This window comes from Pseudomonas sivasensis (assembly GCF_021391435.1).
Lineage (GTDB): Bacteria > Pseudomonadota > Gammaproteobacteria > Pseudomonadales > Pseudomonadaceae > Aquipseudomonas > Aquipseudomonas sivasensis.
Genome location: NZ_CP090029.1, coordinates 2,497,623 through 2,511,044 on the forward strand (window position 1 = coordinate 2,497,623; position 13,422 = coordinate 2,511,044).

At 63.3% G+C, this 13,422-nt stretch carries 12 protein-coding genes and 3 pseudogenes; 12 read left to right on the plus strand and 3 right to left on the minus strand.

Going from position 1 to position 13,422, the window contains the following annotated elements; all coding sequences use genetic code 11:
* Positions 1-523: 523 nt before the first annotated feature.
* Positions 524-1,126, minus strand: coding sequence for a type II secretion system protein GspJ (locus LRO94_RS11405; protein WP_032885409.1), 603 nt, complete (start codon positions 1,124-1,126; stop codon positions 524-526).
* On the minus strand, positions 1,123-1,575 hold the full coding sequence (gene gspH, locus LRO94_RS11410; protein WP_032885408.1) for a type II secretion system minor pseudopilin GspH: 453 nt from the start codon (positions 1,573-1,575) through the stop codon (positions 1,123-1,125). The genes LRO94_RS11405 and gspH overlap by 4 nt, the downstream gene beginning before the upstream one ends.
* 93 nt (positions 1,576-1,668) lie before the next feature.
* Between gspH and LRO94_RS11415 the strand changes: the two genes are divergently transcribed.
* Positions 1,669-2,100, plus strand: coding sequence for a type II secretion system protein N (locus tag LRO94_RS11415; RefSeq protein WP_032885407.1), 432 nt, complete (start codon positions 1,669-1,671; stop codon positions 2,098-2,100).
* On the opposite strand, the gene gspI is transcribed toward LRO94_RS11415, so the two are convergent.
* A complete protein-coding gene (gene gspI, locus LRO94_RS11420; protein WP_032885406.1) occupies positions 2,087-2,452 on the minus strand; it encodes a type II secretion system minor pseudopilin GspI in 366 nt (121 codons plus the stop codon). The two genes, LRO94_RS11415 and gspI, sit on opposite strands and share 14 nt — an antisense overlap.
* 148 nt (positions 2,453-2,600) lie before the next feature.
* Here gspI and gspG point away from each other — a divergent pair, with 148 nt between their 5' ends.
* From gspG to LRO94_RS11475, 11 genes and pseudogenes are all read left to right on the plus strand, one after another.
* The gene (gspG, locus tag LRO94_RS11425; protein ID WP_032885405.1) at positions 2,601-3,050 is read left to right on the plus strand and encodes a type II secretion system major pseudopilin GspG; all 450 of its coding nucleotides are present in this window, start codon (positions 2,601-2,603) and stop codon (positions 3,048-3,050) included.
* An 8-nt stretch (positions 3,051-3,058) separates the two neighbouring features.
* Entirely contained in the window at positions 3,059-3,937 is an 879-nt protein-coding gene (gene gspK, locus LRO94_RS11430) for a type II secretion system minor pseudopilin GspK (RefSeq protein WP_179179199.1), read from the plus strand.
* Positions 3,934-5,004: a type II secretion system protein GspL gene (gene gspL, locus LRO94_RS11435; protein WP_179179198.1), complete on the plus strand. Its 1,071-nt coding sequence runs from the start codon at positions 3,934-3,936 to the stop codon at positions 5,002-5,004. Before gspK ends, gspL begins: the two co-directional genes overlap by 4 nt.
* Complete coding sequence (gene gspM / locus LRO94_RS11440; protein WP_179179197.1) at positions 4,997-5,509, plus strand: type II secretion system protein GspM; 513 nt, start codon at positions 4,997-4,999, stop codon at positions 5,507-5,509. Before gspL ends, gspM begins: the two co-directional genes overlap by 8 nt.
* Positions 5,506-7,812 (plus strand): type II secretion system secretin GspD, encoded by a 2,307-nt coding sequence (gene gspD / locus LRO94_RS11445; RefSeq protein ID WP_179179196.1) that lies wholly within the window; start codon positions 5,506-5,508, stop codon positions 7,810-7,812. The genes gspM and gspD overlap by 4 nt, the downstream gene beginning before the upstream one ends.
* Positions 7,813-7,951: 139 nt before the next feature.
* A pseudogene (locus LRO94_RS11450) lies at positions 7,952-8,104 on the plus strand (type II secretion system protein GspE); the annotation flags it as partial.
* Between the two features lie 217 nt (positions 8,105-8,321).
* Positions 8,322-8,474 (plus strand): annotated as a pseudogene (locus LRO94_RS11455) (type II secretion system protein GspE); the annotation flags it as partial.
* 217 nt (positions 8,475-8,691) lie between these two features.
* Positions 8,692-8,847, plus strand: a pseudogene (locus LRO94_RS11460) (type II secretion system protein GspE); the annotation flags it as partial.
* Positions 8,848-9,058: 211 nt separating this feature from the next.
* Positions 9,059-10,477 carry a type II secretion system ATPase GspE gene (gene gspE / locus LRO94_RS11465; RefSeq protein ID WP_032885400.1) on the plus strand — a complete coding sequence of 473 codons (1,419 nt, stop codon included), beginning with the start codon at positions 9,059-9,061 and terminating at the stop codon, positions 10,475-10,477.
* Positions 10,477-11,688, plus strand: coding sequence for a type II secretion system inner membrane protein GspF (gene gspF, locus LRO94_RS11470; protein WP_095185996.1), 1,212 nt, complete (start codon positions 10,477-10,479; stop codon positions 11,686-11,688). The genes gspE and gspF overlap by 1 nt, the downstream gene beginning before the upstream one ends.
* Positions 11,689-12,211: 523 nt before the next feature.
* Positions 12,212-13,393, plus strand: coding sequence for a substrate-binding domain-containing protein (locus tag LRO94_RS11475; protein ID WP_179179195.1), 1,182 nt, complete (start codon positions 12,212-12,214; stop codon positions 13,391-13,393).
* Positions 13,394-13,422: the final 29 nt, after the last annotated feature.

The following is a 13,422-nucleotide window of genomic DNA, read 5'->3' on the forward strand; positions in this document are numbered from 1 at the left end:
CTAGCCTGCTGTTCTGCTGTTCTGCTGTTCTGCTGTTCTGCTGTTCTGCTGTTCTGCTGTTCTGCTGTTCTGCTGTTCTGCTGTTCTGCTGTTCTGCTGTTCTGCTGTCCCGCTTTTGCTCTGCTTTTGCTCTGCTTTTGCTCTGCTTTTGCTCTGCTTTTGATGTGCTTTTGATGTGCTTTTGATCTGGCTCTTACATCCTTTTCGCTGACGAAGTCAGCGTTCTGTTGATCTGCGCTTTTGATTTTGATTTTGATCCTAGGCGCCCCGTCAAACACGCTGGCCGAACGCAGGCTTGAATCCGTGGGTAACCCGGCAGGACGCCGGGTTAGCCGCGCTGGGCCATGGATGGCCCATCGCGGCGGCCCACGGATTCAAGCCGGAGTGCGGGCACACCGAGCCTAGGCGAGGTGCCGAGTGTTGGGGCAAGAGCCCTTTGCTTACTTTGGGGCTTTTCCAAAGTGAGCCGCCGTAAGGGCGGAACCCTAAGCGGCCATCACCCAAATAACGGATATGCCCCCAATCACTCCCCCACCCGCAAAGGCCCCAAAACCTGCCGATACCGCTCAACCCCCTGAGCGGTCTGCCTGACCAACCTAACCTCCAACCCCAAAGGATCCCCCCGCCGATTCCCACTCAACTGCCGCCAGCCCTTATCCGTCTCCCACACCCGTACCTGCAGATCGCTCACCCCCGTCAACACCACCACGCCATCCTTGGCCGCCGGCAACGGAAACCGATCCCGCGCAGGCGCCGCCGCGCGATACAGGTTGTCGCCCTTGAGCCACCAGCGCACCCGTTGCAATCCATCACCGTCGACCGGTGCACGACGAATCACGTTCAACTCAAACCCCTTGCTGTCAGAGCTACGCACCGTCACAGCAGCCAGTCCATCGGCGTCGTCTGTCGGTGCGGTCAGTTCGACGCTGGCCCTGAGGCTGATGTCCCGCTGCAGCTGGTTCAGCACTCGCAACAACGCCTCAGTCTGTTCCGTGCTCGCCTGCAGGTGATGATCAGCGCGGGTCACGCTGTCGAGGCCGCGCCAGGCGATCAGGCTGACCACCGCCATCAACATGATCGCCACCATCACTTCGATCAGGGTGAAGCCTTTCTGCGATGAACTCATGGCTGGCTCACCACGCGCATCAAACCGGCGGCATCGCGTTGCAGGCTGAGGCTGTGTTGCCCGTCGGACAGCACCACACGCACGGGTGGGTTGATCCACTCGGCATCGAGCACCAGGGTTTGCCGGGGTTCGATGTTGATTTGCATCGGCGTGCTCTCCCATAAGCGTGGGCGCAATTGGGCATCGCCCTGGAACGCCTCCATGCCCATCCCGTCATCACGGCGACGGTTGAAGCGAAACCCCTTGGCATCGGCGCGCCAGGTAATCGGGCGGCCGTCGGCGCGGGCTTCGGCCTGGGCCACTTGCAGCAGTTGGCTCAGACGCTCGGCGTCTTTGCGCAGCAGGTGCAGCGGGTCAGGCTTGATGCTCAGGCTGATGGCCGCGCTGGCGATGCCGATGATTACCAGCACCACCATTAGCTCGATCAGAGTGAAGCCGTGCTGTTTCATCGTGGGGCACCTGCTGAACTGGCGAGGTTGTGAAATAAAAACGTGCGAATTGGCCTGTACGCTGGAGATACGGACAAACAGGAGGTCCCACTCATGGCTTTTTCCCTGCGTTTTTCACCCGCCCAGGGCGTGCAGATCGGCGCGTTGCTGGCGGCTTTGGCTGGCGGGGTGGTGTGGACGCCGCTGCTACTCACGTCCGCCGAATCCCACACGCCCCAGGCCACCCCGCAGGCTCTGGCGGCGCGCAGCGATAACCCGGCGCTGCAATGGTTTGCCAATGCGCCGACGGCGTTGCAGGTCAAGGTCACTGGCGTGCTCGCTGGCGCGCGCGGTGCGGTGGCGATCCTCAGCCTCAACGACGGCCCGCCGCGCAGTTTTCTTTTGGGTGAACGCCTCAGCCCTGGCGTGCGGCTGACGGCTATCGAAGGCGATGGCGTGGAGATTGAGCGCGGTGGCGAGAAGCTGCGCGTCAACCTCGATAAGTTGCCGGATGCCCCTGCGTTGCCGCGCCTCACTCGGCCATGACCTGGGTGGCGAGCCGCGCCAGGGGCGGCGCTTCACGGCTGGCGTCGAGCACCAACACGCTGATTTGAAAGAGCGGGCCATCGGCGCTGACGGTCTGCTCGCACCGCAGCTTCAAGCGGCCCTGGTCGCACTCGAAGGTCTTCTTGCCGCTGCGCAGGCCGCCCTCCAGGCGCACCTCTGCTAGGCGACTTTGGGCCGCCAGCAACGCCATCGACTTATCCCGCAGCAGCCCGTTGCTCTGGGTCATCAACCCGGCCACACGCACAGCGGCGGCCATGGCCACGGCAATGATCGCCAGCGCCACCAGCACTTCAATCAGGGTAAATCCTTGCTCGTTGCGATGGCCGTACATGGCGCTCTCAAAGCCCGTAAACAGGCCCGCAGACTAGCGCCGCGAGTTGACCGATTGGCGACCGAACCTCCCGAGGATTTTCAATACGACTGACATATGTTCTTGCAACACTGCGCCACGAAATACACCCAACCCAAGGAATGTCGAGATGGATATCGCGCGCCTAACGTCCCCATTGCCAGGCCCTCGCGGCCAGCGTGGCTTTACCTTGATCGAGATCATGGTGGTGGTGGTCATCCTCGGGATTCTGGCGGCGATGGTGGTGCCCAAGGTGCTCGACCGGCCGGACCAGGCGCGGGCCACGGCGGCCAGGCAGGACATCGGCGGCTTGATGCAGGCGCTGAAACTCTACCGCCTCGACCACGGCACTTACCCGAACATGACCCAGGGCCTGAAAGTGCTGGTGGAACGCCCGGCGGATGCCAAGACCAACACTTGGCGCGCCTACCTTGACCGATTGCCGAATGACCCGTGGGGCCACCCGTATCACTACCTCAACCCGGGCGCCAATGGTGAAGTCGATGTGTTCTCCCTCGGCGCCGATGGCCAGCCGGATGGCGATGGCGTGAATGCCGATATTGGCTCCTGGCAGTTGTAAGGCGCGTCATGAAACAGTATTCGCCCCCAGTGGCGAAGCAGCGCGGCATGGCGATTATCAGCGCGTTGCTGATCGCCGCCGTGGTCGCGGTGATCGCCGGCGCCATGCTCACGCGCCAGACCGTGTTTACCCGCAGCCTGGAAGCCGAGCAGATGCGCACGCAGGGCCAGTGGCTGCTGCAGGGTGGTCTTGAGCGCAGCCGACAGATGCTGTGGGAGGCGCGCCAGAAAGACGTGCTGACCCGCCTTGACCAACCTTGGGCCCGGGCTCAGGGCGGCACATTCGAAGGTCGGGTTGAAGACGAGCAGGGCAAGTTCAACCTGCGCAACCTGGTCAATCGCCAGCGGGTGGATGCCGAGCAACTGCAGAGTTTTGAACGGCTGTGCCGCCTGATCGGCGTTGACCCGGCGGTGAGCCGGCGTATCAGCCAGAGGGTCATCGCGTCCTATGCGCAACTTGATATGCCCGCCAAGTACCCGATGCTGCGCAGCCTGGATGACTTGAGCGGTGTGGAAGGCCTCGACGCCGCGGTGTTGCAGCGCATGCAGACCTATATCAGCGTGCTGCCCGACATGACTTGGGTCAACGGCAACACCGCCCGCGCCGAAGTGCTCAGCGCCGTGGTGCCCCAACTGAGTCTGTCCCAGGCCCAGGCGCTGGTGGCTGAGCGTGACGGCGGGCATTGGTTTATCAACCGGGGGGATTTCGTCAATCGCCTGCACTTGCCCCAGGTGGCGGTGGACTCAGTGCAGGTCGGCATCACCAGCGAGTGGTTTCGCCTGCAAGGCCAGGCGCGGCAGGAGCAACGTCGGGTGACCCTCGATGCGCTGCTGCACCGTCCGGAAAACCGCCGGCCCCAGGTGATCTGGTCGCGGGTGGGCGTATGAAACGCTTGCGCATTGCCTTGCCGCCGCTGGCTGAATTGAGTGTGGACAGCCGGGTGAAGTGGGCCTGGTGGGAGCGTGGCACGGTGGTCTCTGAAGGTCATGAGAGCCTGGCGCAATTGGGCAAGGGCCGCCACGCGGTGGACTGCTTTCTGCACCCCTGCGACAGCCTGCTGACAAGCCTCGAATTGCCGCCACTGCCTGCCGCCAAAACCCATGCCGCCGTGGCCTGCGCGGCCCAGGCGTTGATCCTCGGCCCAGTGGAACAGATGCAAGTGGCTCACGGCCAGCGCGAAAGCGATGGCCGCGTGCAGGTTGGTTGGGTGCCGAAGGCTGGGCTGGAACGACTCAGCCAGGTCCTGGCGCAGGCGCCACTCAAACTGCGCGGCCTGTATTCCGCGCCCTATGCCTTGCCGGTAGGGGCAGCGGCGTTGGATGAAGGCTATTTGTTGACGCGTGACAGCCTGCAACAAGCAGCGGTGCACCCGCTGGGTTTGCAGGCGCTCGATGTACCGCTGGTGGACGCGGCGCAGCGTTGGGCCGGTGCCGTGCCGAGCTGGGGCCTGCACGCGCGTCTCAGCCAAGCGTCCAGCGGTGGCTGGGGCAGGGCGCTGGGCTGTGTCGCGTTGGCTGCCGTCGTGTGGACGGTCGGCCTCAACCTGTACGCCGCCCGCCAGGCGGATGAAGGCCAGCGCTTAAAGGCGTTGATGAGCCAGCAGGTACGCCAGGCGTTTCCTGAATTGCCAGTGGTGCTCAACCCGTTGCAGCAGGCCCGTCAGCAACTGACTGCACGCCAGACTGGCGCCGCCGCCGACCCCGGCCAGCGCTTTCCCAGCCTGCTGCAACTGGTGGGCAGCCATCTGCCGTTTATGGTGGGCAGCGTCGACACCCTGACCTTTGAGCAGGGGCGATTGCACCTGGAACTGCTGGCTGACAGCCGCAGCCCGGCGGCCGAGGGCGAGTGGCAAGCCGCGTTAGCCCAGGCAGGTTTTACCGCCACACGGGACGACCATGGGTGGAGCATTGCGCCCGCGCAGGTCGCGGAAAAACCTGGAGCCGGCGATGAATAAATGGCACCGCGTACGCAGCCAGACCCATGTGTTCTGGAACGGCCTGGCCCTGCGTGAAAAACGCATGCTGGTGGGGGCCGGTCTGGTGCTGGCGAGCCTGTTGACCTGGCTGATTCTGGTCCAGCCTGCGCTTAAAAAGATCGACTATTGGCAAGCCGAAACCCCCAAGCTGCGCGCCCAGGCTGCCGCGTTGCAGGTGCTGTTGCAGGACGTCACAGCACCTCGGCCCGCCGACGAAGCTGCGCTGCGCCAGGCCTTGGACAGCGCCGGTCTGCGCGAGCATTACCAGTTGCAGGCGCTGGATGCTGGCGGTTGGCGCCTGACCTTCGACAACGCCCCGGCGGACGCCGTGGTGGGCTGGTTGTTGGGCAATCCCCGAACCTTTTCTCTGGAAGTGTCCGAGGCACGTTTGCAGCGTGCCTCGGACACCGTCGACACCTCGGCCGGCACTGTGTCCGGGACCGTTCGCATGGATCAGGCGCTTGGCGCTAAGGAAGCTTCATGAAGTGGTCAGTCCCCCCGTTTCGTATGGCCGCGCCACTGCTGTTGCTGGCGCTCAGTGCGTGCAGCACCCAGCAGGCCACCCAGCCGTTGTTGGTGGACAGCGAACTCGGCCAGCCGTTGGCCGAGACCCGCCGCGGCGGCGATACCGTGCTGGATCGCCAGCGCGAACTTGTCCCCAAACCCGCCATACAGCACCGGGTGACCAACAGCGCCCGAGGCCAGGCCCCGACGACCGTCAAGGCACGTAATCCGCTGGGCGACCAGCCGGTGCAGCTCAACTTTGTCGACGCCGATATTCAGGCCGTGGTGCGCGCACTGTCCCGTGCTACCGGTCAGCAGTTCCTGGTGGACCCACGTGTCAAAGGCAACCTGACCCTGGTCAGCGAGGGCCAGGTCCCCGCGCATCAGGCCTACGACATGCTGTTGGCGGCGCTGCGCATGCAGGGGTTCAGCGTGGTTGATGTCGGCGGCGTGGCCCAGGTGGTGCCGGAGGCCGATGCCAAGTTGCTCGGCGGGCCGATCTACAGCGCCGGCAGCAGCGGCATGCAGACCCGAACCTTCCGCCTGCAATACGAAAACGCGGTGAACCTGATCCCGGTGCTGCGCCCCATCGTGTCGCCAAACAACCCGATCAACGCCTATCCCGGTAACAACAGCATTGTCATCACCGACTACGCGGAAAACCTCGCGCGGGTCGCGCAGATCATCAGTGGCATCGACACGCCCAGCGCCATCGACACTGACGTGGTGCAAATCCAGAACGGCATTGCTGTCGATATCGCGGCCATGGTCGCCGAGCTCCTGGAAACCCAGGGGGCCGACCAGACCCAGAAGATCAATGTGATTGGCGATCCGCGTTCCAACTCCATCATCATTCGCTCCGGCAGCCCCGAGCGCACGGAGCTGGCGCGTAACTTGATCTACAAGCTCGACAACGCCCAAAGCAACCCCAGCAACATGCACGTGGTGTACCTGCGCAACGCCCAGGCGGGCAAGCTGGCCCAGTCGCTGCGCGGGTTGCTGACCGGCGAGAGTGACGCCGGGGTCAGCGACGAGGCGCGCAGCAAACTCAGCGCCATGGGCGGCAATGGCCAGAACACCACCCCAGCCAGCAATGCGCAGAACAGCAGTGGCACGCCCACCGGCAGTGGCGTGCAATCGAGCTATGGCCAGGATTCACCCTCCACCGCCAGCCCGTCCAAGGATCAGGACACTGCGTTCAGCGCCGGCGGCGTAACCATCCAGGCCGACGCCACCACCAACACCTTGCTGATCTCCGCGCCGGACCCGCTGTACCGCAACCTGCGGGAAGTGATCGACATGCTCGATCAACGCCGCGCCCAAGTGGTGATCGAAAGCCTGATCGTCGAAGTTGGCGAGGACGACGCCACGGAATTCGGCGTGCAATGGCAGGCCGGCAACCTGGCGGGCAAAGGCGGGTTTGGCGGCGTCAACCTCGGCGGCAGCGGTGTGAATGGCACGCCCACCAGTCCCACCAGCATTGATGTGTTGCCCAAGGGCCTGAACATCGGCCTGGTCAACGGCACCGTGGATATTCCAGGGATCGGCAAGGTGCTCGACCTCAAGGTGCTGGCCCGCGCCTTGAAGAGCAAGGGCGGCACCAACGTGCTGTCCACGCCCAACCTGCTGACCCTGGATAACGAAGCGGCGAGCATTTTTGTGGGGCAGACGATTCCGTTTGTCACCGGCAGTTATGTGACCGGCGGCGGGGGCACCAGCAATAACCCGTTCCAGACCGTGCAGCGCGAAGAAGTGGGGCTCAAGCTGAACGTGCGCCCGCAGATTTCCGAGGGCGGCACGGTGAAGCTGGATATCTATCAGGAAGTCAGCAGTGTGGATTCCCGGGCGTCGGTGGCGGCGGGGACGGTGACCAACAAACGTGCGATTGATACCAGCATTCTGCTGGATGACGGGCAGATCATGGTGCTGGGTGGGTTGCTGCAGGATGGCTATAGCCAGAGCAACGACGCGGTGCCGTGGCTATCGGATATTCCGGGGTTGGGGGCGTTGTTTCGCAATGAGAAGCGCAGTGTGAGCAAGACCAACTTGATGGTGTTTTTGCGGCCTTACATCATTCGCGACAGTGGGGCGGGGCGCAGTATTACCTTGAACCGCTATGAGTTTATGCGTCGGGCACAGGGTGGGTTGCAGCCGGAACACAGTTGGGCGATGCCGGATGTGCAGGCGCCGCAGTTGCCTTCGGTGGAGAAGGCGATTCCGGGCGGGCAGCAGCCGGGGCCGAGGGCGGTGATTCGCGCTGTACCGGTAGGTACACGGCCATGAATCCAAATGAAGATTTGAATGTGGGAGGGGGCTTGCCCCCGATGAGGGTGTGTCAGCCACAGATGTACACACTGACCCACCGCTATCGGGGGCAAGCCCCCTCCCACATTTGGACCGTGCTCGGTCAGGAAGATACCTTGTGAGCCTTCTCCCTTACGCCTGGGCCAAATCCCAACGCATCCTCCTGCGCCCCGGCGAGGACGGCATGTTGCTGACCGTCTGCCCCTCAACCCCTGGCTGGTCGATCAGCGAAGTGCAGCGCCAGTTCGGCCAGTCGCGGATTGAGCAGGTGGAGAAGGCGATTCCGGGCGGGCAGCAGCCGGGGCCGAGGGCGGTGATTCGCGCTGTACCGGTAGGTACACGGCCATGAATCCAAATGAAGATTTGAATGTGGGAGGGGGCTTGCTCCCGATGAGGGTGTGTCAGCCACAGATGTACACACTGACCCACCGCTATCGGGGGCAAGCCCCCTCCCACATGTGGACCGTGCTCGGTCAGGAAGATGCCTTGTGAGCCTGCTCCCCTACGCCTGGGCCAAATCCCAACGCATCCTCCTGCGCCCCGGCGAGGACGGCATGTTGCTGACCGTCTGCCCCTCAACCCCCGGCTGGTCGATCAGCGAAGTGCAACGGCAGTTCGGCCAGTCGCGGATTGAGCAGGTGGAGAAGGCGATTCCGGGGGGGCAGCAGCCGGGGCCGAGGGCGGTGATTCGGGCTGTACCGGTAGGTGCACGGCCATGAATCCAAATGAAGATTTGAATGTGGGAGGGGGCTTGCTCCCGATGAGGGTGTGTCAGCCACAGATGTACACACTGACCCACCGCTATCGGGGGCAAGCCCCCTCCCACATGTGGACCGTGCTCGGTCAGGAGGATACCTTGTGAGCCTTCTCCCTTACGCCTGGGCCAAATCCCAACGCATCCTCCTGCGCCCCGGCGAGGACGGCATGTTGCTGACCGTCTGCCCCTCAACCCCCGGCTGGTCGATCAGCGAAGTGCAGCGCCAGTTCGGCCAGTCGCGGATTGAGCAGGTTAAGGCGATTCCGGGCGGGCAGCAGCCGGGGCCGAGGGCGGTGATTCGGGCTGTACCTGTAGGTGCACGGCCATGAATCCAAATGAAGATTTGAATGTGGGAGGGGGCTTGCTCCCGATGAGGGTGTTTCAGCCACAGATGTACACACTGACCCAACGCTATCGGGGGCAAGCCCCCTCCCACATTTGGACCGTGCTCGGTCAGGAGGATACCTTGTGAGCCTTCTCCCTTACGCCTGGGCCAAATCCCAACGCATCCTCCTGCGCCCCGGCGAGGACGGCATGTTGCTGACCGTCTGCCCCTCAACCCCCGGCTGGTCGATCAGCGAAGTGCAGCGCCAGTTCGGCCAGTCGCGGATTGAGCAGATACGCGATGACGAACTCGACGGTCTCCTGGCCAGTGCCTACGCCGACACCGGCAGTGCCGCGGCCGTGGTGGGTGCGGCGGAAAACGAGGTCGACCTCGACCGCTTGATGCAGGACATGCCCGAGATCACTGACCTGCTCGACACCCAGGACGGTGCGCCGGTGATCCGCATGATCAACGCCTTGCTCACCCAGGCAGCGCGGGACGAAGCCAGTGATATTCATATCGAGCCCTATGAAACCCATTCCGTGGTGCGCTACCGCGTCGACGGCACGCTGCGCGACGTGGTGTCGCCACGCAAGGCGCTGCATGGCGCGTTGGTGTCGCGGATCAAGATCATGGCTCAACTCGACATCGCCGAGAAACGCCTGCCCCAGGATGGGCGCATTGCGTTGCGTGTGGCCGGGCGGCCGATTGATATTCGAGTGTCGACGGTGCCCACCGGGCATGGCGAGCGGGTGGTGATGCGTTTGCTCGACAAGCAGGCCGGGCGTTTGCAGTTGGAGACTCTGGGCATGGAGCCGCAGTTGCTCGCGCGCCTCGATACCTTGATCCGCCAGCCCCACGGCATTGTGCTGGTCACCGGGCCCACCGGCAGTGGCAAGACCACTAGCCTGTACGCGGCGTTGGCGCGGTTGGACGCGAGCACCAGCAATATCCTTACCGTGGAAGACCCGGTGGAATACGACTTGCCGGGCATCAGCCAGATCCAGGTCAACGCCAAGATCGACATGACCTTCGGCCTGGCGCTGCGGGCCATTCTGCGTCAGGACCCGGACATCATCATGATCGGTGAAATCCGCGACTTGGAGACCGCGCAGATCGCCGTGCAGGCCTCGCTCACCGGTCACTTGGTACTCGCCACGTTGCACACCAACGATGCGGTGTCGGCGGTGAACCGCTTGATCGACATGGGCGTCGAGCCGTTCCTGTTGGCGTCGTCATTGCTGGGTGTGTTGGCCCAGCGGTTGGTGCGCCGCCTGTGCCCCCATTGCAAGCAGGAAGATCCTGCCGCGCCGGGCACCTGGCGTCCGGTGGGGTGCTCGCACTGCAACCAGGTCGGTTACAGCGGGCGTACCGGTATCCATGAATTGTTCTGTGTCGACGACGATGTACGCAGCCTGATTCATCAGGGCGCCGGCGAGCAGGATTTGCGCCTGGCCGCGCGGCGGGCCGGGATGTTCAGCATGCGTGAAGACGGTGAGCGCTGGGTGCGCAGCGGCGCCACGGCCCCCGAAGAAATCCTACGCGTGACACGGGACGCCTGATGAATCGCTATCGCTATGAAGCCGCGGATGCCAGCGGCAAAGTCGAGGTCGGGCATGTGGAGGCCGACAGCCAGAGCGCAGCGTTTGCCCACTTGCGCGGGCGGGGTTTGACGGCCTTATTGGTGCAGATCGAAGGCGGCCAGCCAGCGGCGGCGGGCAGTAGCCTGTTCACGCCCAAGCTCTCGGACAACGACTTGGCCTGGGCCACGCGGCAACTGGCGAGCCTGCTCGGCGCCAGCCTGCCGTTGGAGGCGGCGCTGAGTGCCACGGTGGAGCAGGCCGAGAAAAAGCACATCGCCCAGACGTTGGCGGCCGTGCGTGGAGATGTGCGCGGCGGCATGCGCCTGGCGGATGCGTTGGCGGCGCGGCCACGGGATTTTCCGTCGATTTACCGTGCGTTGATTGCGGCGGGGGAGGAGTCCGGTGACTTGGCCCAGGTGATGGAGCGCCTGGCGGACTACATCGAGGAACGCAACAACCTGCGCGGCAAGATTCTCACCGCGTTTATCTACCCCGGTGTGGTGGGGCTGGTGTCCATTGGCATTGTGATTTTTTTGCTCAGTTACGTGGTGCCCCAGGTGGTCAGTGCGTTTTCCCAGGCGCGTCAGGACCTGCCGGGGCTGACGCTGGCGATGCTCAACGCCAGCGACTTTATCCGCGCGTGGGGCTGGCTGTGTTTCGCCGGGATTGTCGGCGGTTTCTGGAGTTGGCGTTTGTACCTGCGCAACCCGGTGGCGCGCTTGAATTGGCACAGTCGCGTGCTGCGCCTGCCGCTGATCGGGCGCTTTGTACTGGGTCTGAACACGGCGCGGTTTGCCTCGACCCTGGCCATCCTCGGTGGTGCTGGCGTGCCGCTGTTGCGGGCGCTGGAGGCGGCGCGCCAAACCTTGTCCAACGAGCGCCTGAGCCAGTGCGTCAACGACGCCACTGCCAAGGTACGCGAAGGGGTCAACCTGGCGCCGGCGCTGGCGGTGGAGAAAGTCTTTCCGCCGGTATTGATCCACCTGATCGCCAGCGGCGAAAAAACCGGCTCGCTGCCGCCGATGCTTGAACGTGCAGCGCAGACGCTGTCGCGGGATATCGAACGCCGGGCCATGGGCATGACCGCGCTGCTGGAGCCGCTGATGATCGTGGTGATGGGGGCGGTGGTGCTGGTGATTGTGATGGCGGTGCTGTTGCCGATCATCGAGATCAACCAACTCGTTACCTGATCAAACGGCGTGAGCGGGCTTACTGGGGTGAGCGGGCTTGCCCCGCGCTGGGTGGTGAAGCCACCCCAAAACCTGACACGGTACCCTCTCTGAGACACCGCGTTTTGTCGGGGGGCAGATCCATTGCGTGGAAATCCAGTTCTATTGGGGGGCGAGCGTCCTCCACCACTCAACGCGTTTTTCAGTTGTTTTTTTGGTATCCCGATGTCCGGGTCCCAACCTCGGGTTCCTCATTCCGTCATCTGCCAACGGTTCCTGCCGCCTCCACGGCAGGGCCTCTGAAACCTCGCTGTCACCTGGGCTGAAATCGCTCAGAATCATGACCAAAACACCCGAGAATCTTTTTAAAAATCAAGTGTTTCCTCCCGAGGTTTTTTCCTACATCTGTCATCGGAAACTGCGACTTTCTCTTCCATGGTTTTCACCCCCGGCCACCCCTTTATCACGGCTTGGGACCGAAGCCATGGCGTCATGCAAGAGCCATCTACCCCAAACGTACAAACACGACGAAAGGAGATTCTTCATGTTTAAGCGCAACGTTCTCGCGGTATCCATGACCCTCGCTGCACTGTGCTCGGCCCAGGCTGCAATGGCTGACATCAACGGCGGCGGCGCAACCTTGCCACAGCCGCTGTACCAAACCTCCGGCGTCCTCACCACTGGCTTCGCCGCCTACATCGGCGTGGGCAGCGGCAACGGCAAGGCGGCTTTCCTGAACAACGATTACACCAAGTTCGTGGCGGGCGTGACTAACAAGAACGTGCACTGGGCAGGCAGCGATTCCAAGCTGACGGCTGCTGAGCTGCTGGCTTACAAAACCAACAAACAAGCGATTTGGGGCAAGTTGATCCAGGCGCCTTCGGTGGCCACTTCGGTCGCCATTCCATTCAACAAGGCTGGCGCCAACGCGGTTGATCTGAGCGTCAACCAACTGTGCGGCGTGTTTTCGGGCCGCTTGACCGACTGGAGCCAGATCACTGGTTCGGGTCGCACTGGCGCGATCAAAGTGATCTACCGCAGCGAGTCCAGCGGTACCACCGAACTGTTCACGCGCTTCCTCAACGCCAAGTGCGCTGAGACGCAACCGTTCGCCGTGACCACCACCTTTTCGTCCAGCTACGGTGCAGGCTTGCCTGCTGGCGCAGTGGCCGCTACCGGCAGCCAAGGCGTAATGACCGCGTTGAACGCTCAAGATGGCGCGATCACCTACATGAGCCCGGATTACGCGGCGACCACCTTGGCCGGTCTGGATGACGCCACCAAAGTGGCCAAGATTGGCGGTGTTTCGCCAGCGCCTGCCAACGTTTCCACCGCCATTGGCCAGATCCCTGCGCCAACCGAAGCCCGTGCCGATGGTTCGTTCATCGACGCCACTAACCCGGACAACTGGGTACCGGTATTCGCTGCCACCGCCAGCGGCCCGGCGACGTTCGCCTACCCATCCAGCGGCTACCCGATCCTGGGCTTCACTAACGTGATCTTCAGCCAGTGCTACGCCGACGCCACCCAGACCACCCAGGTCCGTGCGTTCTTCAACCGCCACTACGGCAACCTGATCAACAACGACACCGCCATCAACAACAACCGCTTCGTGCCGCTGCCAGCCAACTGGAAAAAAGCCGTGCGTGACACCTTTGCCACCGCTTCCAGCGCTCAAGGCATCGGTAACACCAGCGTCTGCAACGCCATCGGTCGTCCGCTGTAACCCAGGCTTTCAACGACCCGCAACCCCGA